Here is a 25,664-nt window from a genome sequence, read left to right on the forward strand (position 1 = left end):
AGCCGGCGTGCGCCGCCCCGGGCCCGGGCGGCGAAGGTCAACGGCGTCGTAGGCTGCGGAGCATGTCCCGCTTCCTGGCGATGCTGCTGGAGTCCGCGTCCACCACCGGCCGCGGGATGACCACCGGCGAACCCGCCGCCGCCGTCCGCCGCAGCTGGGCGGACGTGCACGAGACCGCCCGCGGGTACGCCGCGGCGCTGCGCACCCCGAGCGGCGACGTGCCGGCCCTCGAGGCGGGCCGTGCCGTCGGCGTCCTCGCGGGCGAGCCGGCGTCGATCGCGCCGCTCGCGCAGGCCGTCTGGCTCACCGGCGGCAGCGTGACGATGCTGCACCAGCCCACCGCCCGCACCGACCTCGCGTCGTGGGCCGAGGACACGGTGGGTGTGCTACGGATGATCGACGCGTCGATGGTCCTGCTCGGTGCCCCGTTCGACGCCCTCGCCCCGGTCCTCACCGAGCGGGGCATCCCGTTCCGCACCCTGGACTCGTTGACCGGCGATGCGGCGAGCGTCACCCCCGACGTCGACGTGTCCGGCGAGGACGCCACGGCGTTGCTGCAGCTCACCAGCGGTTCGACGGCGGAGCCGAAGGCCGTCCGGATCACCCACGGCAACCTCTACGCCAACATCCAGGCGATGATCGAAGCCGCGCGCCTGGACGTCGACCGGGACGTGATGGTGTCCTGGCTGCCGCTCTTCCACGACATGGGGATGGTCGGCTTCCTGACGGTCCCGATGGTCACCGGGCTGGACCTGGTGACGGTCACGCCGGTGGACTTCCTGTCCCGGCCGCTGCTGTGGGCGGAGCTGATCTCGAAGTACCACGGCACGGTCACCGCCGCGCCGAACTTCGCCTACGCCGTCCTCGCCCGTCAGCTCGCCCGGGCGGAGGCGGACCTCGACCTCTCCAGCCTGCGGATCGCGCTCAACGGCGCCGAGCCCGTCGACCCGGACGCCGTCGCGTCCTTCACCGCCGCCGGCGCGCGGTTCGGGCTCCGTCCGGAGAGCGTGCTCTGCGCGTACGGAATGGCCGAAACGGCGCTGGGGGTGGCGTTCGCGCCCGTCGAGACCGGGCTGGCCGTCGACGAGATCGACGCGGACGCGCTCGAGACGCAGCACCGCGCCGTCCCGGCCGGGGGCGGTGCGGTCCGCCGGTTCCCGAAGCTCGGGCCGCCGCTGCCCGGCATCGAGGTGCGGGTCGTGGGGGAGCAGGGCGAGGTGCTCGACGCGGGCGGCGTCGGGGTGCTGCAGCTCCGCGGTTCGTCGGTGACGCCCGGGTACCTGACCGTCGACGGGCCGAAGGCGACCCAGGACGCGGACGGCTGGTTCGACACCGGCGACGAGGGATACGTCACCGGCGGTCAGGTCGTCGTCTGCGGGCGGCGCAAGGACGTGATCATCATGGGCGGCCGCAACATCTACCCGACGGACATCGAGCGGGCCGCCGCGGAGGCCGACGGGGTGCGCGCGGGGAACGTCGTCGCGGTCCGGTTGGCCGCAGGGGAGGGACGGCACCGGGAGTCGTTCGCGGTGGCCGTCGAGTCCCGGAAGGCCGGGGACGCCGAGGCGGAGCAGCTCATCCGCAAGGACGTGACGTCCCGGGTCGTGTCCGCGGTGGGGGTGCGGCCCGCCGAGGTGTCGGTGCTGCCGCCGGGAAGCCTCCCGAAGACCCCGTCGGGCAAGCTTCGCCGGGCCTCGACAGGGGAGATGCTGGCCGCGCGCTGAACGGCCTCGAACGCACGAACGGCACTTCCGCCCGGTAGGTCCGAGCGGAAGTGCCGAACGCGCGAGGCCAACAAACAGAGGTGCAGCTCAGCCGCTGAGCGCGTGGAACCGGTTCTGGGCCGGCTCCAGGCCCTCCTGCAACAGGGCCTCCGTCGCGTCCGCGGCGAGGTCGAGCGCGAACTCGAGCTCCTTGCGTTCGACGGAGGAGAACCGCTTGAGCACGAAGTCCGCCGGGTCCTGGCGGCCCGGCGGGCGGCCGATGCCGACGCGGACCCGGTAGTAGTCCTTCGTGCCGAGCGAGCGGCTGATCGAACGCAGGCCGTTGTGCCCGCCCTCGCCGCCGCCGCGCTTGAGCCGGATCACGCCGAAGTCGAGGTCGAGGTCGTCATGGACGACCACGATCTCCTCCGGCGGGACCGAGAAGTACTTCACCAGCCCGGCGACCGGGCCGCCCGAGACGTTCATGTACGTCCGGGGGCGGGCCAGCACGACCTTGCGACCGGCCAGCCTGCCCTCGGCGACGTCGGAGTTCGAGCGCTTGTGCACCGAGAACCGGCCCGCGCCGGCCCGCGCCGCCAGGAGTTCGACGACGCCGAAGCCGACGTTGTGCCGGGTCTCGGCGTACTCGGACCCGGGGTTGCCGAGCCCGACCACCAGAGCGGGGCCCGGCTCCACGGATCAGCTCTCGGAGGAGGCGGACGCGTCGGAGGCGGAGGCCTCGGACTCGGCGGCCGGGGTCTCCGGGGCGTCCTCGACGATACCGGCGCCCTCGGCGTCCTCGGTGGCCTCGAGGTCCGCGGCGGTCGGCGCGCCGACCACGTTGACGACGAGCGCCTCCGGGTCGGTCCGCAGCTCGACGCCGTCGGGGAGGGGCAGCTGGCCGGCGAGGAACTGGGTGCCGGCCGCGGCGCCCTCGACCGAGACCTCGACGGTCTCGGGGATGTTCAGCGCGTCCGCCTCGACCTCGATGGTGTTGAGCTCCTGGGTGACCAGGGTGCCGGGAGCCGCGTCGCCGGTGAGGTTCAGGTAGATCTCGACGACGACCTTCTCGCCCCGCTGGATGACCAGCAGGTCCACGTGCTCGATGTACGGGCGGATCGGGTGCGTCACGACCGTCTTGGTGAGTGCCAGCGACGGGGTCCCGCCGATGTTCAGCTCGAGGATCGCGTTGCGACCCTGCTCGCGGACGACGGCGGCGAACTCCAGCGACGGGAGCGCGAGGTGCTGCGGGTCCGTCCCGTGTCCGTACAGCACGGCGGGGATCTTGCCGGCGCGACGGGTACGGCGGGCGGCGCCCTTGCCGAACTCGGTGCGAGTCTCGGCGTCGATCTTGCTCTGGGCCACGGTGAATCTCCTCGATCGGGCGTGTCGTGAAGCGTGCACGCGGCGGTGTCGATCGAGGCGGGCGAAAGGTACCCACGCGTCGATGACGGCGGGCTAGTACGACACCCGCCCTCGCCGCGGAACTGCCGAGAATCGTACGCCGGGTCCCGGGGCGCCCCGGACCCGGGCCGCGGTCCCTACAGGTTGATCATGACTTGGGCAAGAGTCATCAAGAACGATGATCCCGGGCGGCGCCGGCTAATGAGCCATATGGCGCGGTGCGATGGACCGAACGTCGCAACCATCCGCGCTCAACGGGGACCGCCATGACCACACCGCCGTCCGTACCCACGCCGCGTCCGCACGAGCCGCAGGAGCCGCCGACCGAGTGGATCGCGGCCGTCCCGGCCCAGCGGACGGCCGCCGACGCCGCCGCTGCGGCGGGTCTCACAGCCCCGAGCCCCTGGTCCTCCGCGGGTCGGGTCGGTCGGGGCCGCCTCGGGCCCGTGGCCCGCCGCCGGCGCGGGCGGCGAGATCCCGCCCGCGGCGCCGCCGGGACAGCGGGAGGCGTCCGGGCAGGCACGGCCGCGCAAGGTCCGGCGGTGGCCGTGGGCGGGCGCGGGCCTGGTCGTGGGGCTGGCGGTCGGCGCGGGCATCGGAGCAGGAGGTGCGGCGACCACGACGTCGGCGGCCGCCGCGCCCGCCACCGTGACGGTGACCGCGCCCGCCCCGGCCCCGCGGACGGTGACGGTCACTGCGCCCGCCGCGGCCCCGCAGACCGTCACGGTCACCGCCGCGCCGACGACCGAAGCGGCGCCTGCGACGGCGAGCTCGGTCTCCGACGGTGTCTACAAGGCCGGGGTCGACATCCGGGCGGGCCGATACAAGACGTCCGGTGGCGGCACCTACGGCACATGCATTTGGCAGACCTCGCGCGACGGATCGTCCGGCTTCGAGGCCTTCGTCGACGGCGGCTCGAGCTCCGGCCAGATGTACGCGTCCGTCGAGTCCGGACAGTTTCTGGAGCTGACCGGCGGCTGCACCTGGACGAAGGTCGGCTGAGCCTGGAACGACGACGAGCGCGCCCCGGAACCGGGGCGCGCTCGTCGGATGCCGGGAGAACCGAGGAGGGCGCTGAGCGACTCGGCCCTGCTGCGCGGCGGGCGGAGCCGTCCAGCACCTCCTAGGTGTAGTGACCCGAGACCTTGTTGACGGTCACGCGGCGAGTCGGGTGATCGGGGGCCGGCCGCCGATGGCGGAGTGGGCGCGTCGAGTGTTGTAGTGATCGACCCAGCTGTCGAGGGCGGCGAGTCGATCGGTGTTGGACAGCCAGGGGCGGGCGTAGGCGAACTCGCTGAGCAGGGTCCGGTTGAACCGCTCAGCCTTCCCGTTCGTCCAGGGGCAGCCGGGCTTGGTGAACCGGCGCCGCAGTCCCGCAGCGACGCAGACGGCCTGCCAGAGGGATCCGCGACGGTAGACCAGGGCGTTGTCAGTGAGGATCCGCAGCACCCGCACTCCTCGGGAACGGAACGAGGCCACGGCCCGGTGCAGGAACCCTGCGCAGGTGGCGTCGCGTTCATCGGGCAACGCTTCGACGTAGGCCAGCCGGGTGTGGTCGTCCACGGCGACGTGGAGGTAGTCGAAGCCGATCCGGACTGGCTTGTGCCGGTGGGCGATGGTGGCGTCGCGGCCGAGGAGCCGCCAGCCACCGCCGTCGGGTACCCGCCCGAGCTTCTTCACGTCGATGTGTAGGAGGTCTCCGGGTGCGCGGCGTTCGTAGCGGATCCCGGAGTGGCGGCGTACCGGTTCTCCGGTGGTCGGGTCGATCGCCGCCAGCGGGGCAACGTCGTGACGACGCAGCACCCGCCCGACGGTGGACGCCACCAGTTGCAGCTGCCCGGCCAGATAGACCGGGCCGCGACGCTGGGAGTCGCGAAGCGCCAGGATCTGGGCCTCCACGAGCGCGGGAGTGCGGGTCGGGCTGGTGCGCGGGCGTGAGGAGCGGTCTTCCAGGCCGCCCCAACCTTCTTCGCGGAACCGGCGGATCCACTTGTGCACGGTGGCCCGGGAGATCCCGAGTTGCTCGGCGATCCGCGCAGCCGGCCAACCGGCTCGCCAACGTTCGATGATGAGCCTGCGCCCGTGGACAGTGGTGCGGGCGTTACGGTGCGACACGGAAGGCCTCCGGGTTCGAGCAGGTGCGTCAGACACACTCACTCCGCCGGAGGCCTTCCCCTCGATCAAGCCAACACGCCGTCAACCACCGTCAACAACGTGATGGGTCGCTACACCTAGGCGTTGCCGTCGAACAGGCTCGTGACCGAGCCGTCGTCGAACACCTGGCGGATCGCCTCCGCGACCAGCGGGGCGATCGGCAGCACGGTCATGGCGTCGAAGCGCTTCTCCTCCGCGATCGGCAGCGTGTCGGTGAAGACGACCTCGCGCGCGCCGCAGTTCGCGAGCCGCTCGACCGCCGGCCCGGAGAGCACCCCGTGCGTGGCGGCGATGATCACGTCCTTGGCGCCGTCCCGCAGCAGCACCTCGACCGCCTTCGCGACCGTGCCACCGGTGTCGATCATGTCGTCGATGACCACGCAGGTACGGCCCTCGACCTCACCGACCACCCGGTTCGCGACGGCCTCGTTGGGCTTGCGCGGGTCCCGCGTCTTGTGGATGAACGCCAGCGGGGTGCCGCCGAGGGTCTCCGCCCAGCGCTCCGCCAGCCGCACGCGCCCCGAGTCCGGGGAGACGACGGCCATCTCGCGGGTGTCGTACTTCGACTTGATGTGCCCGGCCAGTACCGGAAGGGCGAACAGGTGGTCCACCGGGCCGTCGAAGAAGCCCTGGATCTGTGACGTGTGCAGGTCGACGCACATGATCCGGTCCGCGCCCGCGGTCTTGAACATGTCCGCGATGAGCCGCGCGGAGATCGGCTCGCGGCCGCGGTGCTTCTTGTCCTGGCGGGCGTAGCCCCAGAACGGCATGACCACGGTGATCCGCTTGGCCGAGGCGCGCTTGAGCGCGTCGACCATGATCAGCTGCTCCATGATCGCGTCGTTGATCGGGGCCGAGTGCGCCTGGATGACGAAGGCGTCGCACCCGCGGACGGACTCCTCGAACCGGACGAAGATCTCGCCGTTGGCGAACGAGTACGCCGACTGCGGCGTGATCGTCACGTCGAGCTCCTTGGCCACCTGCTCGGCCAGCTCGGGATGAGCCCGGCCGGAGAAGAGCATCAGGTTCTTCTTCGGCGTGGCCGACATCGCGCTCACCGTGTGTTGCCTCCTCGACCGGTGTCACCGGCGTCACCTGCGGCGTTCTGGACGGCGGTGCCCGGACCGTCGTCGCGACCGGTCCCTGGCGTGCCGCCCTGGGCGCGCGCGGCGGCCTGCGCCGCCGGCGTCCCGGGCCGTTTCCGTACGACCCACCCGTCGATGGTCCGCTGTGACCCGGACGACACGGCAAGCGCCCCCGGTGGGACGTCCTCCCGGACGACCGTGCCCGCCCCCGTGTAGGCGCCGTCGCCGATGTGGACGGGGGCGATGAACATGGTGTCCGATCCGGTGCGCACATGGGAACCGATCACGGTGCGGTGCTTCCCGACACCGTCGTAGTTCACGAACACCGAGGATGCGCCGATGTTGCTCATCTCGCCGATCGTGGCGTCCCCGACATAGGTCAGGTGCGGCACCTTCGTGCCGGCGCCGATCTCGCTGTTCTTCGTCTCGACGAACGTGCCGATCTTCCCGCGCTCGCCCAGCTTCGTGCCGGGGCGCAGGAACGCGAACGGACCCACCTGGGCACCGGCGCCGATCAGCGCGTCGCTGCCGTGGGTCCGCACGACCCTCGCGCCCTGGCCGATCTCGCAGTCCGTGAGCGTGGTGTCCGGGCCGACCTCCGCGCCGTCGCCGACGACCGTGTGCCCGAGCAGCTGCGTCCCCGGCGCCACGACGACGTCGACTCCGAGCCGCACCGTCACGTCGACCCAGGTGGTGGCCGGGTCGACGACCGTGACCCCGGCGAGCATCCAGCCGCGCAGCAGCCGCCGGTTGAGCTCTGCGCGCAGCTCCGCGAGCTGCACCCGGTCGTTCACGCCGCGGACCAGCCACTCGTCCGCGCAGCGCACGGCGCCGACCCGCAGGCCGTCGGTCACCGCGAGCTCGACGAGGTCCGTCAGGTAGAGCTCGCCCTGGGCGTTGTCCTGGCCGAGCCGGCCCAGGCCGGAGGTGAGGAACTCCGCGTCGAAGGCGTAGACACCGGAGTTGACCTCGGTGATCGCCCGCTGCTCCGGGGTCGCGTCCGCCTGCTCGACGATCGCGAGGACCGCGCCGTCCGCCGCCCCGTCCTCACGAAGGATGCGGCCGTAGCCGGTCGGGTCCGCGAGGTCGGTCGTCAGCAGCGTGGCCGCGGACCCGGACTCCTCGTGCGTGCGCAGGACCGAGGCGAGGGTGGCGGCGTCGAGCAGCGGGACGTCCCCGTACCCGACGAGCACGGTGCCGGTCAGGCCGGACGGCAGCTGCGTGAGGCCCGCGCGCACCGCGTCCCCGGTGCCGAGCTGCTGCTCCTGCACGGCGGTGAGAACCGGCCGGGCCAGCTCCTCGGAGAGGGCCCCGAGGTGCTCGGCGACCTGCTCGCGGGCGTGCCCGATCACCGTCACGAGGTGCTCCGGCTCCAGCTCCGCGACGGCGTGCACCGCGTGCCCGAGCAGGCTGCGCCCGCCGATGGCGTGCAGGACCTTGGGGGTCGCGGACCGCATCCGGGTGCCCTCGCCGGCCGCCAGCACGACGGCCGCGGCGGGCCGGGTCGCCCCCGCCTCGGCTGTCTCGGGACGGTCGTGACGTTCGGGCATGTGGCCAGCTCCCTGCCTCGTGTCCGCTCTCGCGTATCCGGTTCGTCCGTGTCCGGTGGGACACGGGACGCGGGGATGAATCCTACGGCGGCCGGGCTCCGGCCATTCCGGTGCATGCGGGGCGCCGACACCGGGCCGGGGCACGAGACGCCGCGCGGGGACTTCCGGGTGGAGCGGGTCGGCACCTATCCTCGGCCGCCCGGGGCAACGAGGTGTGGAGACGGGCGCGATCGGGTTGTCCCACGAGCGAAGGCCTTCACAGCGTCGATCGGAGAGACACATGCCCACCCGCACCGCACGCACCGCCTGGAACGGCACCCTGCAGGAGGGCTCCGGCCAGGTCGAGCTGAGCAGCAGCAAGGTCGGCACCTACGACGTCAGCTTCCCGAAGCGGGCGGCCGACGACGCGGGCGGCACCACCAGCCCCGAGGAGCTCATCGCCGCCGCGCACTCGTCCTGCTACGCCATGCAGCTCTCGGCCCTGATCGGCGAGGCGGGCGGTACGCCGGAGTCCCTCGACGTCAAGGCGGACGTGTCGCTGGCGCCGGACCCCGCGGGCGGCTTCCGGATCACGGACATCGCGCTGACGGTGCGCGGCCAGGTCACCGGCCTCGACGCCACCGGCTTCGAGAAGGCCGCCCGGGCCGCCAAGGAGTCCTGCCCGGTCAGCAAGGCCCTGACCGGCACCACGATCACCCTCGACGCGGCGCTCGACTGAGAGCCCGCGCGCCGGGTCCACGGAACGAGGAGAAGGGACTGCTCCGCCGCCAGGATTCGAACCTGGACCATCGGAACCAAAATCCGAGGTGCTGCCTTTACACCACGGCGGACAGGCTTCAAGTCTGACACGGTGGACCCGGCGGCAGCCGATCACCCGTCTGCGCCGCCGGGCGACCCACCCGCGGGTGACTGCTGTGCCGATCGTGTAACACTGGCCCGGTGCCGACGCCCGCCCCGAAAACGCGTCCCCCCACTTGTCGCCTGTGCGGCTCACTGGACCTGCGGGGGTTCCTGGACCTCGGGGCGACGCCGCCGTGCGAGCTGTTCCTCACAGCCGAGGCCCTCGAGCAGCCCGAGGAGACCTTCCCACTGCACGTGCGGGTGTGCGCGGACTGTCTGCTCGCCCAGCTGCCGCCGCTGATCACCCCCGAGGACACCTTCACCGAGTACGCCTACTTCTCGTCGTTCTCGACGTCCTGGGTGCAGCACGCGAAGCGCTACGTCGACTCGGCGGTGCAGCGGCTGGGCCTGGGCCCGGACTCGTTCGTGGTCGAGGTCGCGAGCAACGACGGCTACCTGCTCCGGAATGTCGTCGACGCGGGGATCCGCTGCCTCGGCGTCGAGCCCTCGGCCAACGTCGGGGAGGCCGCCCGGGAGAAGGGCGTGCCCACGCTGACGGCGTTCCTCACCCCGGAGACGGGCGCACAGGTCCGGGCCGAGCACGGCCCGGCGGACCTGGTGGCACTGAACAACGTCTACGCGCACATCCCGGACGTCGTCGGCTTCACCCGCGGCCTGCGCTCCCTGGTGGCGGACGACGGCTGGGTGTCCGTCGAGGTCCAGCACCTGCTGACCCTCGTGGAGCACACCCAGTTCGACACGATCTACCACGAGCACTTCCAGTACTACACGCTGCTCACCGGGCAGCGAGCGCTGGCGTCGGGCGGCCTGACGCTGGTCGACGTCGAGCTCCTCGACACCCACGGCGGCTCGATCCGCATGTGGGCCAGGCCCGCCGAGATCGCCGGCGCGCCGTCGCAGGCCGTCGCGGACGTGCTGGCGGCGGAGGCGAGGGCCGGGCTGCACACCGTCGAGGGGCACGACGGCTTCGCCCAGGAGGTCTCCCGCGTCCGGGACGACCTCGTCGCCTTCCTGATCGACGCCCGCCGCGCCGGGAGGACGGTCGTCGGGTACGGCGCACCGGGCAAGGGCAACACCCTGCTCAACTACTGCGGCATCCGGCCGGACCTGCTGGCCTACACGGTGGACCGCAACCCCTACAAGCACGGCCGGTTCACTCCGGGCACCCGGATCCCGGTCGTCGAGCCCGAGCGGATCGCACAGGACCGTCCGGACTACGTGCTCGTCCTGCCCTGGAACCTGCGCGCCGAGCTGACCGAGCAGCTCGCGTACGTGCGGGACTGGGGCGGGCGCCTGGTCTTCCCCATCCCTAGGCTCGAGGTGGTCTGACTTGAAGGTCGTCCTCTTCTGCGGTGGCTACGGAATGCGGATGCGCGACGGCGTGTCGGACCTGCCGAAGCCGATGCACCAGGTCGGACCGCGCCCGCTGATCTGGCACGTGATGCGCTACTACGCGCACTTCGGGTACACGGACTTCGTCCTGTGCCTGGGCTACGGCGCCCACCACATCAAGGACTTCTTCCTGAACTACGACGAGACGGCGTCGAACGACTTCGTGCTGCACCGGGGCGAGGTCGAGCTGCTGGCCCGGGACATCCAGGACTGGAACATCACCTTCGTCCACACCGGCCTGGACTCGCCGATCGGCGAGCGTCTGCGCCGGGTGCGGTCCCTGGTCGAGGGCGAGGAGATGTTCCTGGCCAACTACGCGGACGTGCTCACCGACGCCCCGCTGGACGACATGGTGGCGAAGTTCCAGGCGTCGGACGCGGTCGGTGGGCTGATGGCGGTGCCGCCGCAGTCCGCCTTCCACTGTGTGGACGTCGGCGAGGACGGCGTGATCGACTCGATAAGCTCGTTGCAGCAGCTGCCGTTGTGGGAGAACGGCGGGTACCTGATGTTCCGGCCGGAGGTGTTCGACCACCTCACCAAGGGCTGCGACCTGATCGAGGACGTCTGCGCGCCGCTCGCGAAGCAGGGCCGGATGCTGGCCTACCGCTACCGCGGTTTCTGGCAGCCGGCGGACACAGTCAAGGAACGCACCGCGCTGGAAGCGGCCTACCAGGGCGGCACCCGACCGTGGATGCTGTGGGAAGCCCCGGACCGGGACCCGCTGCAGGCCGCGATCGCGGCCCTGCAGGACGCCCGCCCCGAGCGCTGAAGGTGCGGCGATGACGGACGTGACCGGAGGAGGGACGCTGTGTTGAGCCTGCTCCCGGAGCGTCTGGACCGGATGCTCCTGCTCGGCGCCCACTGCGACGACATCGTGATCGGGGCCGGCGGGTCGCTGCTGGAGCTGTGCCGCGCGCACCCCGGCGTGCGGGTCACCGCCATGGTGCTCACCGGCGGGGGCTCGCTGCGCGAGGAGGAGGAACGCGCCGCGCTCGCGGCATTCTGCCCCGGCGCGCAGCTCGAGATCGTCGTCCACGACATGCCGGACGGCCGGGTGCCGACCCGGTGGGAACGTGCCAAGCAGGCGGTGGAGGAGATGCGCGGCCTCGGCGAGCCGGACCTGATCCTCGCGCCGTCGCCGCACGACGCGCACCAGGACCACCGGACGCTCGCGGAGATCGTCCCCACGGTGTTCCGGGACCACCTGACCCTGGGCTACGAGATCCTGAAGTGGGAGGGCGACCTCGCCCAGCCCGCCGTCTACCTGCCGCTCGCCGAACCGGTGCTGCGGGAGAAGGTCGCGAAGCTGCACGAGCACTACGGCAGCCAGCGGGACCGGAACTGGTTCGACGCCGAGACCTTCGCGGGTCTGGCCCGGATCCGCGGCGTGCAGTGCCACGCCCGCTACGCCGAGGCGTTCCACGCGTCCAAGCTGGTCCTGGGCGTGGCGCCACTCACCGGACTCGATCCCGTCGACTAACAACCCGGGGTCCGCCTCCGACGTCGTACCGGGTAGGAACGTCTTTGCGAGGGCACGACCGACACGAGGAGAACCGAGCTGTGCGAGTTCTGTTGACCGGCCACCAGGGCTACCTGGGCACCGTGATGGCGCCGATCCTGGCGGCCGCCGGGCACGAGGTGGTGGGCCTGGACAGTGGCCTGTTCGCCGACTGCGTGCTCGGGTCGCTCGACACCCCGGACGTCACCGGGCTGTCCACCGACCTGCGGGACGTCACCGAGGACCAGCTGAAGGGCTTCGACGCCGTCGTCCACATGGCGGCCCTGTCGAACGACCCGCTGGGCTCGATGGCCCCGGAGATCACCTACGACATCAACCACCACGCGTCGACCCGGCTGGCCACCCTGGCCAAGGGCGCCGGCGTCGGCCGCTTCGTCTACGCCTCGACGTGCTCGGTCTACGGCGCGCAGTCGGGCGACGACCTGGTGGACGAGGACGCCCCGCTCAAGCCGGTCACCCCGTACGCGATCTCCAAGGTCCGCGTCGAGGACGATCTCGCAGCCCTGGCCGATTCCGACTTCGTGCCGGTCTCGATGCGCAACGCCACCGCCTTCGGCTTCTCGCCGCGGCTGCGCGCGGACATCGTGCTGAACAACCTGGTGGGCCACGCGATCCTGTCCAACCAGGTCAAGGTCCTCTCCGACGGCACCCCGTGGCGTCCGCTGGCGCACGCGGAGGACATCGCCCGCGCCGTCGTCGCCGCCCTGACCGCGCCCGCCGAGGTGGTCAGCGCCCGCGCGTACAACGTGGGGACCGAGAAGAACAACCGGACGGTCGCCGAGATCGCGCAGGCCGTGGTCGAGGCCGTCCCCGGCTCGGAGCTGCTCATCACCGGCGAGGCCGGCAACGACCCGCGCTCCTACCGGGTGGACTTCTCCCGCGCCCGCAAGGAGCTCGGCTTCGAGGCCGAGTGGACGATCCCGGCCGGGGCCCAGCAGCTCGCGGACGAGTACCGCGCGCGGGGCCTCACCCAGGACGCCTTCGACAACCGCTTCACCCGCCTCGCGGTCCTGAACGCGCGGCAGAAGGCGGGCACGCTGGACGGCAGCATGCACGTCATCGGCTGACTCTCCGGTCGATCTCGCGCGAACGGCACCTTCGTTCATTAGGTTGAACGAAGGTGCCGTTCGTGCATCGAGGGAGGGACCCGCGCATGTGCCGCAACATCCGCACCCTGCACAACTTCGACCCGCCGGCCCGTGACGACGAGGTACGGGCCGCCGCGCTGCAGTACGTCCGCAAGGTCAGCGGCACCGCGAAGCCGTCGCGGGCCAACGAGGAGGCGTTCGCGCGGGCCGTGGCCGAGATCGCGCACGTCACCCGGCACCTCCTCGACGATCTGGTGACCACCGCGCCGCCGAAGGACCGCGAGGTCGAGGCGGCCAAGGCCCGGGCCCGCGCGCAGGAGCGCTACCGCGCCTGAGCGGCCCGCCGCTGTGCCTACTGAGCGGCTCGCCGCTGTGCCTACTGAGCGGCTCGCCGCTGTGCCTACTGAGCGGCTCGCCGCTGTGCCCGCTGAGCCCGGACCGTCGCTCGATACGGTGAGCGGGTGCCCCGCAGTTACCTCCGCTTCCCGCACCTCGCCGGCGACACGGTCGTCCTCGTCGCCGAGAACGACATCTGGACCGCCCCGGTCTCCGGGGGCCGCGCCTACCGCCTGACCGCGGACGACGTCCCCGTCGCCGCCCCCCGTTTCTCCCCGGACGGCTCGCTGGTCGCCTGGACGTCCTGGAAGGACGGTGCCCCGGAGGTCCGGGTCGTCGGCGCGGAGGGCGGCGCCGCCCGCAGGCTGACGTTCTGGGGGGACCAGCGGACCCGCGTCGCCGGCTGGACCGAGCTCGACGGTGAACCGGCCGTCGTCGCCGTCTCCGCCGCGGGCGAGTCCTCGCCCCGCCGGACCTGGGCCTACGCCGTCCCCCTCGGCGGGGGCGGGCCGCGCAGGCTGGACGTCGGGCCCGTCTCCGCACTCGCGTTCGCCCCCGACGGCCCCGGCCGGCTCCTCGGCACGACGATGTCCCGGGACATGGCCTGGTGGAAGCGCTACCGCGGCGGCACCGCGGGCAAGCTCTGGTGGGATCCGACCGGTTCGGGCGAGTTCGCGCGGATCGCCGAGGACCTCGGCGGGCAGCTGGACTCGCCCATGATCGTCGGCGGCCGGATCGCCTTCCTGTCCGACCACGAGGGCTGGGGGAACCTCTACTCGCTGTCCCTGAACGAGGACGGCAGCGTGGGCACCGACCTGCGGCGGCACACGGACCACGGTGCTCCCGGCGCCCCGGAGTTCTACGCCCGGCACGCCACCACGGACGGCACCCGCGTCGTCTACGAGTCCGCGGGCGAGCTCTACCTGCTGGACTCGCTCGGTGCTGATGACGCTTCGCGTGGGCCGGAGCCGGTGAAGCCGGAGATCCGGCTCGCCGGGCCGCGGACGGACCGGGAGCCGTTCCGGGTCGGTGGCCGCCGGTTCAGCAGCGCGGTCCCGGACAGGACGGGCCGGACCAGCGTCGTCTCGCTGCGCGGCACCGTCCACCGGCTCACCCATCGGGACGGGCCCGCGCGGACGCTGCTCGCCGAGCCCGGCGTGCGCGCGCGGCTCGCCCAGCCCCTCGGCGACGACCGGGCGATGTGGATCGACGACGCGACCGGCGAGGACGCCGTCGCCATCGCCCCCCTGGACGCGCACGCGGACGCCGCGGCGCTCGCGAGGTACGGATCCGGGGAAGCGGGCGGGTGCTGGAGCTCGAGGCGGCCCCGGACGGCGCCTCCGCCGCGCTGGCCACGCACGACGGCCGGCTGTTGCTGATCGACACCACGACGGGCGCGCTCCGCGAGCTCGCAAGGGGCGCGGCCGGGGAGATCGCCGGGCTGAACTGGTCCCCGGACAGCCGGTGGCTGGCCTACGAGGACCCGGTGGAGCCGGAGCTGACCCGGATCATGGTCATCCGGCCCGGCACCGCCGACGACCCGGCCGACACCCACGTCGCCGTCACCGAGCCGCGGTTCGTGGACACGGACCCCGTGTTCACCGCGGACGGCAAGTACCTCGCGTTCCTCTCCCGGCGCAGCTTCGACCCGATCTACGACGAGCACTCCTTCGACCTGACGTTCCCCGCGTCCTGGCGGCCGTTCCTCGTCCCGCTGGCCGCGCGCACGCCGTCGCCGTTCGGGGCGAGCCCGGACGGGCGGCCGACCTCGCCGTCGGACGAGGGACCGGAGGACCTCCCGGCGCCCACCGAGGAGGACCCGGCGGCCGAGGAGTCCGGCGCGGAGCCGGCGGCCGGGCCCGAGGCGAAGAAGGACGACGCCCCGCCGGAGACGGTGATCGACGTCGAGGGCCTCTCCGGGCGGGTCGTCCCGATCCCGGTGCCGGAGGCGCGCTACCGCGGGCTCGGCGCGGCGAAGGACTGCCTGCTGTGGTTCCGCGTCCCGGTCAGCGGCGTCCTCGGGGACGGCCGCGCGGACGGCGAGCGCGGGCCCCGGCCGGTCCTCGAGCGCTACGACCTGACCCGCCGCAAGCTGGACGTGATCGCGGACCCGGCGAACGCCTACCGGGTCAGCGGGGACGGCACGCGCCTCGTCGTGCGGGACGGGCAGACCCTGCGGCTGCTGCGCACGGACCGCTCGGGTTCCTCCGCCCCCTCCGACGGCGACGCGGACGAGTACGAGATCGACACGAGCCGGATCTCGGTCACGATCGACCCGACCGCCGAGTGGCGCCAGATGTTCGACGAGGCCGGCCGGCTGATGCGGGACCACTTCTGGGTCGAGGACATGGCGGACGTGGACTGGGCCGCCGAGCTGGCCCGCTACCGGCCGCTCGTCGACGCCGTCGGAAGCAAGGACGACCTCGTCGACCTGCTGTGGGAGCTGCAGGGCGAGCTCGGGTCGTCGCACGCGTACGTCGTCGGCGGCGGGGGTGGCGGGGACTGGGACGGCTGCCCCGGCCTGCTCGGCGCGGACCTCGCCCCGGACGCGGACGGCACCTGGCGGGTCGCCCGGGTGCTGCCGCCGGAGACGTCGGCACCGCAGGCGCGCAGCCCGCTCGCGGACCCGGGCGTCGACGTCCGGGAGGGCGACGCGATCCTCGAGGTCGCCGGGCGCCCGGTGGACCCGGACTGGGGGCCCGCGCCGCTGCTGCTCGGCGCCCACGGCCGGCTCACGGAGCTGACCGTCCGGACCGCCGTCGGTGAGGTGCGCCGCGTGGTCGTGCGGCCGCTGTTCGACGACGGCGCGCTGCGCTACCAGGACTGGGTCGCCGGGCGGCGCGCATTCGTCGCGGACCGCAGTGACGGGCGGCTCGGGTACGTGCACGTCCCGGACATGGTCGCGTCCGGCTGGGCGCAGCTGCACCGGGACTTCGGCCGGGAGTCCAAGCGGGACGGACTGCTCGTGGACCTGCGCGGGAACAGCGGCGGGCACACCTCGCAGCTGGTGATCGAGAAGCTGGCGCGCAAGGTGATCGGCTGGGACGTCGTGCGGCACCGGCACCCCGAGACCTACCCCGCGGACGCGCCGCGCGGGCCCGTCGTCGCGCTGGCAGACGAGCACTCCGGCTCGGACGGGGACATCGTCACCGCGGCGTTCAAGCGGCTCGGGCTCGGCCCGGTCGTCGGGGTTCGGACGTGGGGCGGCGTGATCGGCATCGACAGCCGGTACAGCCTCGTCGACGGCACCCGGGTGACCCAGCCGCGGTACTCGTTCTGGTTCGACGACCTGGCCTGGGGCGTGGAGAACCACGGCGTGGACCCGGACGTCGAGGTGGTGATCAGGCCGCAGGACTGGGTGGCCGGCCGGGACCCGCAGCTGGAGAAGGCCGTCGACCTCGCCCTGGAGGCCCTGGAACGGACCCCCGCGGTCCGCCCCCCGGACCCCGCGACGCGCCCCTCCCGCCGCCGCCCGGACCTCCCACCCCGCCCCTGACCCCCGGCACCCCCCTGATCCGGCCGGCACCCCCTGATCCGGCCGGCACCCGCGCGAGTCGCGCTCCTGGACCGCGCGAGTCGCGATCTGAGGCCCCGTGAGTCGGGCTCTCAGCCCCTGCGAGTCGCGATCCTGGATCGCGCGGGTCGCGCTCCGCGGTCGCGACTCACCTGGCCGCGGGCCCCGGCTCGGGGGCGTCAGGAGGTGGGTTGCCGGCAGCGACGCGTACCGGGTGATGCGCCCGCGGCGCAGCACCCGGTACGCGACAGGCCCGAGCCCGACCACGACGACCATCGCCCGCAGCGCCGAGTACCGCAGGATCCGGCCCGGGCCCGGCCACTTCAGGCCGACCTGTTGCGCTCGTACTCCGTACGGCTACCTCTCGCGCAAGCACGAGGGCGGGCACGACGATGCGCCCCTCGACGTGAAGGCCACGTCCGAGGGGCGCACCGGAAATCCCGACTCGCCCGGCCTCAGATCCCGACTCGCCCGGCCTGAGATCCCGACTCGCGGGGGTGGACGGCGGTCAGAGGGTAGGGGAGAAGACCTTCACGGCCTCGGCGGCGGTGCTCTCGCTGTCGTGCGGGGCGATCTCCTCCTCCGTGAAGGGGGCCCCGTCGGACATCCGGACGAAGTCCCGCAGGGCGGTGCCGGTGCAGGCGACGTCGGCCATCGGGGCGCCGACCTTCGCGTGCACGTCCGGGACGGCGACGGTGCGGAAGTCGATGCTGTAGCGGGTTCGGCCGGAGAGGTTCGGCAGCGAGGCGTGCAGCTGGTCCCCGGAGAAGAGCATGATCCCGCCGACCGGGGGCACCACGGTGATCCGCGGCTCGTCGTCGGCGATGCCGTTGACCGGGGCGGGGTGCACGCGCATGTCCTTGCCGCCGGAGAAGTCCTTGATCCGGCCGCGCCAGGCGTTGGCGACGTAGTAGTCGTAGTCCCCGGAGTCGTTCTCCACCTGGGCGCCGAAGCCGCGGGGGAAGAACTCCATGACGTTGTTCTCGGCGACCGGCCAGACCGGCATCCACCAGTTGATCTGGGCGGCGGGGGCGCCGTACCAGGTGTCGCGGTGGGCCTGGAAGGCGTAGGCGATGCCGGTGGAGAGCCCGCCCTGGGGGAAGGCGGTGCGTAGCTTCGGCACGTCCGCGTGGATCTGCTCGGGGTCTCCGCCGAGCGCCTCGACGACCTTGCGGACGTGCTTCTTGGACTCGGGGTGGTGGATCCAGCGCGGCTTGAACTCGATCAGCAGGTCCGCGAGCTGCTCGGGGGAGTACGTCTCCTGGATCATGATCGGGTCGTGCGGCGCGAACAGCTCGGTGATCATGTCGCGGGTGAACTCGGCGAACTCGGCGATCGCCGGGACGTGCGTGTAGACGACGACGTCGCCCGCGAAGAGCCGCCGGCGGCGCTCCTCGTCGGTGTAGTCCGGATCGATGTGGACGTTGGCCATGTATCCCCCTCCGAACCCGGTCACCGCCGCCCGCTCGGGGCGGGCGGCGGTGACCGGGGCGTGGATTCTCGTGGAATTGTCGCCGCGTCGAGCCTCTTGCCGGGCCCCCCGAGCCCGATCACCGGACGTGTTCGCAACGGTCGTTGCCGGACGCGGCGCGGCCAGCATAATGATCAGCCGACGCGCCGCAGGAGTGAGGATCGCCGGGCGTATCGTCGAAGGGGCGAACCCCACCCGGGGAGGACGACCGTTCCGGGGCCGGGGTCTGTCCGCATGCCCCCACGTGCACGTGTCACCGAGGAGTCGACGCCGTCATGGCCCCCCTGTCCGGTCTGCTCACCGCCGTCTCCGCCGATCCCGGGGTGCGCGCCGTGCTCGAGGCGTCCGCCGAGGTCGACCTCCGGGCCTCCGTCACCCCCGCCGTCCGCGTCGAGGGCCCCGGGGCGCTGCGCCCCTTCCTCGCCTCCGCCCTGTCCGCGCAGGGCACCGTCCTCGCCGTCACCGCAACGGACCGGGAGGCCGAGGACCTGGGCGCCGCGGCCGCCGAGCTGATCGGGCAGGACGCCGTCGCCGTCCTGCCGTCCTGGGAGACGCTGCCCCACGAGCGGCTCTCCCCGCGCCCGGACACCGTCGGCCGCCGGCTCACGATCTTCCGCCGGCTCTCCTCGGACGACGCGCCCCGCGTGGTCGCCGTCGCGGCCCGCAGCCTGATCCAGCCGATCGCCCCGGGGCTCGGCACGCTGGACCCGATCACCCTGCGCGTCGGTACCGAGTACGACTTCGAGGCGCTGCTGGAGCGCCTGGTCGAGCTGGCCTACACCCGCGTCGAGATGGTGACGACCCGCGGCGAGTTCGCGGTGCGCGGCGGCATCCTGGACGTCTTCGTGCCCACCGCGGAGCACCCGGTGCGCATCGAGTTCTGGGGCGACGAGGTGAGCGAGCTGCGGACCTTCTCGGTCGCGGACCAGCGCTCCGTCGAGCCCGTCGAGGAGGTCGTGGCGCCCGCGTGCCGGGAGCTGCTCCTCACCACGCCCGTCCGCGAGCGCGCCGCCGCGCTCGCGCGCGAGCACGAGAACAACCCCCAGCTCCGCGAGATCCTCGAGCACCTGTCCGAGGGCATCGCGAGCGAGGGGATGGAGTCGCTGATCCCGGCGCTCGTCGGCGGTGAGCTGCAGCTGCTCACGGACCTGCTGCCGGCCGGCTCCCGGGTGCTGGTCGCGGACCCCGAGCGGATCCGCACCCGGGCCCGGGACCTCGTGCGCACCGGCCAGGAGTTCCTGGAGGCGTCCTGGCTGGCGGCCGGCACCGGCGGCACCGCGCCCATCGACGTCGGCGCGTCGGCGTACCGGGACCTCACCGAGGTCCTCGAGCACGCCACCACCACCGGACGTCCGGTGGTCAGCCTCAGCCCGCTGCTCTCCGGCCGGGACGACGCGCTGGTCCCGGCCGTGCACGAGATCGAGTCCTACCGCGGGGACACCGACCGCGCCCTGATCGATCTCCGGGCGCACACCGCGTCCGGCGGGGCCGCGGTGCTCGTCGTCGCCGGGCAGGGCACGGCCGCCCGCTCGATCGAGCAGCTGCGCGAGGCCGACGTCCCCGCGACCCTGGTCGAGGACCTGGCCGACGAGCCGGAGAAGGGCCTGGTCACGGTCACCTGCGGGCGGATCTCCGACGGCCTCACCGCCATGGAGATCGGCCTCGTGCTGCTGTCGGAGGGGGATCTGACCGGCAGTCGCGCCGGGCTGGACTCCGCGACCCGCAAGTTGCCCGCCCGTCGGCGCAACGCGGTGGACCTCGCCGCGCTGCAGCCGGGGGACTACGTCGTGCACAACCAGCACGGCATCGGCAAGTTCGTCGAGATGCGCGAGCGCAACGTCCAGGGCGCCATCCGCGAGTACCTGGTCCTGGAGTACGCGTCGAGCAAGCGCGGCCAGCCCGCGGACCGGCTCTTCGTCCCGACGGACGCCCTCGACGAGATCAGCCGCTACGTCGGTGGCGAGCAGCCCACGCTGAACAAGCTGGGCGGCGCGGACTGGGCCAAGACCAAGGGCCGCGCGCGCAAGGCCGTGCGGGACATCGCGGCCGGGCTCGTGCAGCTGTACGCGGCGCGCCAGTCGTCGCCCGGGCACGCGTTCGGCAAGGACACGCCCTGGCAGCGCGAGCTCGAGGACGCCTTCCCGTTCACCGAGACCCCGGACCAGCTGGCCGCGATCGACGAGGTCAAGCACGACATGGAGCGCCCGGTCCCGATGGACCGGGTGATCTCCGGGGACGTCGGTTTCGGCAAGACCGAGATCGCGGTGCGCGCGGCGTTCAAGGCGGTGCAGGACGGCAAGCAGGTCGCCGTGCTGGTGCCGACGACGCTGCTCGCCACGCAGCACCTCTCGACCTTCTCCGAGCGGATGCGCGCCTTCCCGGTCACGGTGAAGGGCCTGTCCCGGTTCACGGACAACGCCGAGGCCAAGGAGACGATCAAGGGGCTGACGGACGGGACCGTCGACGTCGTCGTCGGGACGCACCGGCTGCTGCAGAGCGGGGTCCGCTGGAAGGACCTCGGGCTGGTGATCGTCGACGAGGAGCAGCGCTTCGGCGTCGAGCACAAGGAGCACATCACCGCGCTCCGCGCCCACGTCGACGTGCTCACGCTCTCCGCCACGCCGATCCCGCGCACGCTGGAGATGAGCCTGGCGGGGATCCGCGAGATGTCCACGATCACCACCCCGCCCGAGGACCGGCACCCGACGCTCACCTACGTCGGCGCCTACGACGACAAGCAGGTCGCCGCCGCGATCCGCCGCGAGCTGCTGCGCGACGGCCAGGTCTTCTACGTGCACAACCGGGTCAGCTCGATCGACCGGGCGGCCAAGAAGATCCAGGACCTGGTGCCGGAGGCGCGGATCGCGGTCGCCCACGGCCAGATGAACGAGGACGTCCTGGAGCGCACGGTCAACGCGTTCTGGCACAACGAGTCCGACGTCCTGGTGTGCACCACGATCGTCGAGAACGGGCTGGACATCAGCAACGCGAACACGCTGATCGTCGAGCGCAGCGACACCCTGGGGCTCTCCCAGCTCCACCAGCTCCGCGGCCGGGTCGGGCGTGGCCGCGAGCGCGGATACGCCTACTTCCTGTTCCCGCCGGAGCACCCGCTCACCGAGACCGCGCACGACCGGCTCGCCACCATCGCGCAGCACTCCGAGCTGGGCTCGGGCGCGGCCGTCGCGATGAAGGACCTGGAGATCCGCGGCGCGGGCAACATCCTCGGCGCGGAGCAGAGCGGGCACATCGCGGGCGTCGGGTTCGACCTGTACATCCGGCTCGTCGGCGAGGCGGTCGCGGCGTTCCGTAAGCAGGCGGGCAACGAGGGCGGCGAGGTCGAGGAGCAGCTGGCCGAGGTCCGGGTGGACCTGCCGGTGGATGCGCACGTCCCGCACGACTACGTCGACGGCGAACGGCTGCGGCTCGAGCTCTACCGCAAGATCGCGGAGGCCGGGGACGAGGCGGCGCTGGAGGCGATCATGGAGGAGGTCACGGACCGCTACGGCGAGCCGCCGACACCGGTCCGGAACCTGCTCGCGGTCGCCCGCTTCCGGCAGACCTGCCGCACGCTGGGCATCGGCGAGGTGACGGTCACCGGGAACGTCCTGCGCATCGGCCCGGTCGACCTTCCGGACTCCCGGCAGATGCGCCTCAAGCGGCTGCACCCGAAGAGCGTCTACAAGCCGGCGTCGCGGCTGGTCACCGTCCCGAAGCCGACCGCCGGCAACAAGATCGGCGGCGCCGCGCTGCGGGACGCGGAGCTGCTGGAGTGGCTGACGACCCTGGTGAAGGAGCTGGCCGCCCCGGTCGCCGTCAACGCCTGACCGGCGTCCGGCGAGCCCGAGCACGGTGTCGGGCGTTCGCCGGACAGCGGCGGGCCGCGTCGCGGCGGTAACGCCGTGCCCGCAGCGGGCGACGCCCACTGCGAGATGTCGACAGCGGAATTCCTCGACCGGTTCGGTCTGCGCTACGCGGCGGGCGCACGGGCGGTCGTCGGCGTCCTGATGGCGGTGGCCGCGCCCTTCGCGGCGCCGCCGGCCGGCACGGCCGTGTGCGCGCTCGTCGCGGTCGTCCTCGCGGGGTGGAGCCTGGTCTACCTGCACCTGATGCGGAGGGCCCCGCGGACCTGGGTGTGGGTCTGCGACGTCGCCTTCATGTGCGGGCTCTGTCTGGCGCAGTCCGTGCTCGTCGACCCGTCGCTGCTCGTGCGGTTCCTCGGCTGGGTCTCGCCGGTCTCGTCGCTCGCGGTCGTCGCGTTGCAGTGGCACGTGCGGCCGCTGCCGGGTGCCGTCGCGACGGTGCTGGTGTGCGTCGCGTTCGTGGTCGGCGCGTCCGCGTCGCCCGGGGTGACGGTCGGGCAGGCGCTCGTCGCGGGCGGGGTGTGGACGGCGGTGGAGGCGGCGCTGTCCCGGCTGCTGTGGCGGCTCGTGCGGCGCGGTGGCCGGATCGCCGACGAGCACATGGCCGAGCGGTTCGCCGCCGAGCGGGAGTCCGAGCTCCGCCGCGCCCGCCGGGCGGAGCAGCGGGCGCACTGGGCGACCGTGCACGACACCGCGGCCAGCACGTTGATGATGGTGGGGGTGGGCGGCGTCCGCGGGGACGAGCCGTGGCTGCCCGCGCAGATCCGGCGCGACGTCGTCGCGTTGCGCGGGGAGCCGGGTGCCGCCGCGCGCGCCCGGGAGGTGGTCGAGGGCGCCGTCGCGGACGCGCGGATCACGGTCGACCTCCGGCTCGACGGCGACGTGGAGCTGCCGGGACCGGTGGCCGGCGCGATCGGCGGCGCGGTGGCCGAGAGCCTGGAGAACGCGCGCCGGCACGCGCTCGTGGCCTCGGTGGTCGTCGACCTGCGGGTCGTGGACGGGCGGGTGCGGGTGATCGTCCGGGACTCCGGGCGCGGGTTCGACCCCGCCGCCGTGCCCGACGACAGGTTCGGGCTGGCCCGCTCCGTCCGCGAGCGCATGGCGAGCGCGGGCGGGGGCGCGGTCGTCGAGTCCGCGCCCGGCCGGGGGACCTGCGTGTGCCTGGAGTGGCCGCATGCCTGACTCCCAGGACCTGTCGACCCAGGACCTGTCGATCCAGGACCTGTCGATCCAGGACCTGTCGATCCAGGACCTGTCGACCGAGGACCTGTCGACCGAGGACCTGTCGACCGAGGACCTGTCGACGCAGCTGCTCCGCGGGATGCGGATCGCCCAGACCATGATCGTGCTCGTCATCCTCGTCGGGCTGAACCTGCCCAACCTGCTCGCCAACCTCGGCGGCTACCGGGTGCCGTGGGCCGGGGTCGCCGCGGTCGGCGTCTTCTTCGTCCTCACCGGGATCGACGCCGTGCTCGTGGCCCGACACCGGCTCTGGGGCCGGGCGCGGTGGCCCGTGGCGGTGTTCCTGCTGGTGGTGACGCTGGTCGCGGGCCTTGCGCTGTACCCGGCGGAGCTGAGCGGCCCGGCGCACGTGACGCTCGGGTCGGCCGGCTGGATCGCCCTGCTGCTCTTCACCGGGGCCCCGCTGCGCGGGCTGCTGGCGGTGCTGGGCGCACACCTGCTGACCGCCCTGGGCCTGCTCCTCGCAGCGGGCCGGACGGACCAGGTCGCCCTCGTCGTGTTCGCGACGACGGCGGTCGGGGTGACGTCGTTCCAGCTCGCGGTCGGGCTGGCGGGCTCGGCGCTGCGGGCCGTCGCCGCACAGGCCGCCGCCGCGGCGGAGGAGAGCGCCCGGACCGTCACGGCGGACGCCGTCGCCGCCGCGGTGCACACCGACCGCGAGGCCCGCTACGCCGAGCTCCGGAACGTCGCCCTGCCGCTGTTGCGCGGCATCGGGGACGGGACCCGCTCGCCCGCGGACCCGGAGGTCCAGCGCGCGGCGGCGCTCGGCGCGGCCCGCCTGCGGCGGATGTTCGCCGAGGAGCGCGACGCCACGGACCCGCTCGCCGCCGAGCTCGCCACGCTGATCGACATCGCGGAACGGCGCGGCGTCGAGGTGCACTACTCCGAGCGCGGATCCCGGGCGATTCCGCCTCCGGACGTCTGTCAGGGGCTTCTCGACGAGGTCGGGGCCGGTCTGTTGCGTGCGGAACGGACCGCGCGGGTAACGCTGAGCGGGGTGGAGCGGGCCGTCGTGCTGAGCGTCGTGTCCGATGCCGCCGAGGGAGGCGTGGTGCCGGGGGAACGGACCCGGGCCGACGGCAGCACGGTAACCACCGTCGTGGGCGGCGGCCGGACATGGGTGGAGGCGAGATGGGCCCCTCGATCGTGATCGTCGACGATCACCCCGCCGTCGTCGACGGGGTGCGCGCCTGGTGCGCGGCCGCGGAGCCGCCGATCAGGGTGCTCGCCGCCGGAGCCAGTCCCGGCGTGGCCCTCGCGGGCGCCGGGGCGGAGGCTGACGTCGTCGTCTTCGACCTGCAACTCGACGGAGCCCCGGCCTTCCGCGCGCTCACCACGCTCGCGGACGCCGGCCGTCGGGTGATCGTCTACTCGCAGCATGCGGACAGCGACACCGCCCTGCGCTGCCTGGAACTCGGGGCGGCGACGTACCTGACGAAGGCCGAGGGTCCGGAGCACCTGATCCCCGCCCTCCAGGCCGTGGCCGACGACCTGCCCTACACCCCTCCGGTGCTGGGCGGCGCGATGGCGGCGGACCGGCACCCGGACCGTCCGGTGCTGTCCGAGCGGGAGCGCGAGGTGCTGCTCGCGTGGTTCGAGAGCGACTCGAAGCAGCTCGTCGCGCAGCGGTTCCACCTGTCCGCGAAGACGGTCGACACCTACATCAACCGGGTACGGATCAAGTACGCGGACGTGGGACGTCCGGCCACGACGAAGGCGGCTCTGGTGGCGAGGGCGCTGCAGGACGGGCTGATCGACCTCGCCGGCCTCTGAGCCCGAGCTCCTCGGCGGGGCGTCAGGACACAGAACCCGGCGCCCTCCGGGCCCTGCAGGACCACCCACGGCATGTCCCGCTGCCCACGTCCGCCGGGCGCGCACCGCGGGCCACCAGCGCCTCGACCGCGTCCTGCCGAGACTCCCGGATTCGGGGGCGACGTCCGGGTGCACCCGGTTCTTGACGACCTCGGCCTCAATGACCGGCGCGGACACGAGATCGAAGATCAGCTCGCCGACGTCCGGGCAGCGCACGTCGACCTCGTCGGGGGGTCGACAGGCCGTGCGCGGAACCGTCCGCGCGTCGACGACGACGTTCACCAGGCGGGTCGGCATGCGGGGAGGCCCACGGCGGGCCGGTGCCGCGGCTCGGGCGTTCCCCCCGTGCACGAACACCCGAGCCGCCGTGCCCCGGCGAGGAGGCCGGGTGCCGCCGGCCGACGCAGTGTGCCCCCTGCGATGTCGTCCGGCGGCGAACCCACGCCGACCCTATGTCCGCGGGACGCCCGGTCGTGTCGTGCGAACACCCGACAGGTGGCGCGGATGCCCGGCACCCGCGGGGCGGTGGTCCGTGGGTGCCGGGCCCTGTCGACCGTAGGAGGCCCGGTGCCGCGCCGCTGTCGGGTGAACACCTGACGTGCTGCTCGTCAACGTCCCCACGGCCGGGTCGAGCACGAACCGAGCGTCGGATGGTGGCCGCATCCGGCCA

The 25,664-nt window shown here is 73.1% G+C and carries 20 protein-coding genes and 1 tRNA gene; 14 read left to right on the top strand and 7 right to left on the bottom strand.

What is annotated here, in order from left to right:
* The first annotated feature begins 62 nt into the window (after positions 1-62).
* Positions 63-1,724, top strand: coding sequence for a fatty acyl-AMP ligase (locus WBK50_RS02505; RefSeq protein ID WP_341334038.1), 1,662 nt, complete (start codon positions 63-65; stop codon positions 1,722-1,724).
* Positions 1,725-1,811: 87 nt separating this feature from the next.
* Here the strand turns inward: WBK50_RS02505 and pth are convergent, their stop codons facing one another.
* Positions 1,812-2,399, bottom strand: a complete 588-nt coding sequence (gene pth / locus WBK50_RS02510) for an aminoacyl-tRNA hydrolase (protein WP_341334039.1) — start codon at positions 2,397-2,399, stop codon at positions 1,812-1,814.
* Positions 2,400-2,402: 3 nt separating this feature from the next.
* Complete coding sequence (locus WBK50_RS02515; RefSeq protein ID WP_341334040.1) at positions 2,403-3,068, bottom strand: 50S ribosomal protein L25/general stress protein Ctc; 666 nt, start codon at positions 3,066-3,068, stop codon at positions 2,403-2,405.
* Between the two features lie 609 nt (positions 3,069-3,677).
* Between WBK50_RS02515 and WBK50_RS02520 the strand changes: the two genes are divergently transcribed.
* Complete coding sequence (locus tag WBK50_RS02520) at positions 3,678-4,109, top strand: hypothetical protein (protein ID WP_341334041.1); 432 nt, start codon at positions 3,678-3,680, stop codon at positions 4,107-4,109.
* A gap of 153 nt (positions 4,110-4,262) precedes the next feature.
* Here WBK50_RS02520 and WBK50_RS02525 read toward each other — a convergent pair whose 3' ends face one another.
* The 3 genes from WBK50_RS02525 to glmU form a co-directional block, all read right to left on the bottom strand.
* The gene (locus tag WBK50_RS02525) at positions 4,263-5,222 is read right to left on the bottom strand and encodes an IS481 family transposase (RefSeq protein ID WP_341333795.1); all 960 of its coding nucleotides are present in this window, start codon (positions 5,220-5,222) and stop codon (positions 4,263-4,265) included.
* Between the two features lie 116 nt (positions 5,223-5,338).
* Complete coding sequence (locus WBK50_RS02530; protein ID WP_341339268.1) at positions 5,339-6,310, bottom strand: ribose-phosphate diphosphokinase; 972 nt, start codon at positions 6,308-6,310, stop codon at positions 5,339-5,341.
* A 5-nt stretch (positions 6,311-6,315) separates the two neighbouring features.
* Complete coding sequence (gene glmU, locus WBK50_RS02535; RefSeq protein ID WP_341334042.1) at positions 6,316-7,896, bottom strand: bifunctional UDP-N-acetylglucosamine diphosphorylase/glucosamine-1-phosphate N-acetyltransferase GlmU; 1,581 nt, start codon at positions 7,894-7,896, stop codon at positions 6,316-6,318.
* Positions 7,897-8,176: 280 nt separating this feature from the next.
* Here glmU and WBK50_RS02540 point away from each other — a divergent pair, with 280 nt between their 5' ends.
* Positions 8,177-8,614 (top strand): OsmC family protein, encoded by a 438-nt coding sequence (locus tag WBK50_RS02540; protein ID WP_341334043.1) that lies wholly within the window; start codon positions 8,177-8,179, stop codon positions 8,612-8,614.
* A 41-nt stretch (positions 8,615-8,655) separates the two neighbouring features.
* Here the strand turns inward: WBK50_RS02540 and WBK50_RS02545 are convergent.
* A tRNA-Gln gene (locus WBK50_RS02545) sits at positions 8,656-8,726 on the bottom strand.
* Between the two features lie 109 nt (positions 8,727-8,835).
* Here WBK50_RS02545 and WBK50_RS02550 point away from each other — a divergent pair.
* The 7 genes from WBK50_RS02550 to WBK50_RS02580 all read left to right on the top strand — a co-directional run bounded on the left by WBK50_RS02550 (position 8,836) and on the right by WBK50_RS02580 (position 16,588).
* Complete coding sequence (locus WBK50_RS02550) at positions 8,836-10,086, top strand: class I SAM-dependent methyltransferase (RefSeq protein ID WP_341334044.1); 1,251 nt, start codon at positions 8,836-8,838, stop codon at positions 10,084-10,086.
* A gap of 1 nt (position 10,087) precedes the next feature.
* Positions 10,088-10,918, top strand: coding sequence for a sugar phosphate nucleotidyltransferase (locus WBK50_RS02555; RefSeq protein ID WP_341334045.1), 831 nt, complete (start codon positions 10,088-10,090; stop codon positions 10,916-10,918).
* Positions 10,919-10,957: 39 nt separating this feature from the next.
* Entirely contained in the window at positions 10,958-11,629 is a 672-nt protein-coding gene (locus WBK50_RS02560) for a PIG-L deacetylase family protein (protein WP_341334046.1), read from the top strand.
* Positions 11,630-11,709: 80 nt separating this feature from the next.
* Positions 11,710-12,735 carry an NAD-dependent epimerase/dehydratase family protein gene (locus WBK50_RS02565; protein WP_341334047.1) on the top strand — a complete coding sequence of 342 codons (1,026 nt, stop codon included), beginning with the start codon at positions 11,710-11,712 and terminating at the stop codon, positions 12,733-12,735.
* A gap of 86 nt (positions 12,736-12,821) precedes the next feature.
* Complete coding sequence (locus WBK50_RS02570; RefSeq protein WP_341334048.1) at positions 12,822-13,091, top strand: DUF2277 domain-containing protein; 270 nt, start codon at positions 12,822-12,824, stop codon at positions 13,089-13,091.
* A 126-nt stretch (positions 13,092-13,217) separates the two neighbouring features.
* Complete coding sequence (locus WBK50_RS02575) at positions 13,218-14,471, top strand: hypothetical protein (RefSeq protein ID WP_341334049.1); 1,254 nt, start codon at positions 13,218-13,220, stop codon at positions 14,469-14,471.
* Positions 14,399-16,588: a S41 family peptidase gene (locus tag WBK50_RS02580; RefSeq protein ID WP_341334050.1), complete on the top strand. Its 2,190-nt coding sequence runs from the start codon at positions 14,399-14,401 to the stop codon at positions 16,586-16,588. The genes WBK50_RS02575 and WBK50_RS02580 overlap by 73 nt, the downstream gene beginning before the upstream one ends.
* 526 nt (positions 16,589-17,114) lie before the next feature.
* On the opposite strand, the gene WBK50_RS02585 is transcribed toward WBK50_RS02580, so the two are convergent.
* Entirely contained in the window at positions 17,115-18,038 is a 924-nt protein-coding gene (locus WBK50_RS02585; protein WP_341334051.1) for a hypothetical protein, read from the bottom strand.
* 314 nt (positions 18,039-18,352) lie between these two features.
* Between WBK50_RS02585 and mfd the strand changes: the two genes are divergently transcribed.
* The 4 genes from mfd (at position 18,353) to WBK50_RS02605 (ending at position 24,955) form a co-directional block, all read left to right on the top strand.
* On the top strand, positions 18,353-21,904 hold the full coding sequence (mfd, locus tag WBK50_RS02590) for a transcription-repair coupling factor (RefSeq protein WP_341334052.1): 3,552 nt from the start codon (positions 18,353-18,355) through the stop codon (positions 21,902-21,904).
* A 105-nt stretch (positions 21,905-22,009) separates the two neighbouring features.
* Complete coding sequence (locus tag WBK50_RS02595) at positions 22,010-23,122, top strand: sensor histidine kinase (RefSeq protein WP_341334053.1); 1,113 nt, start codon at positions 22,010-22,012, stop codon at positions 23,120-23,122.
* Complete coding sequence (locus WBK50_RS02600) at positions 23,115-24,332, top strand: hypothetical protein (RefSeq protein ID WP_341334054.1); 1,218 nt, start codon at positions 23,115-23,117, stop codon at positions 24,330-24,332. The genes WBK50_RS02595 and WBK50_RS02600 overlap by 8 nt, the downstream gene beginning before the upstream one ends.
* Entirely contained in the window at positions 24,314-24,955 is a 642-nt protein-coding gene (locus WBK50_RS02605) for a response regulator transcription factor (RefSeq protein WP_341334055.1), read from the top strand. Before WBK50_RS02600 ends, WBK50_RS02605 begins: the two co-directional genes overlap by 19 nt.
* Positions 24,956-25,664 lie beyond the last annotated feature (709 nt).

This window comes from Pseudonocardia sp. T1-2H (assembly GCF_038039215.1).
Taxonomy (GTDB): Bacteria; Actinomycetota; Actinomycetes; order Mycobacteriales; family Pseudonocardiaceae; genus Pseudonocardia.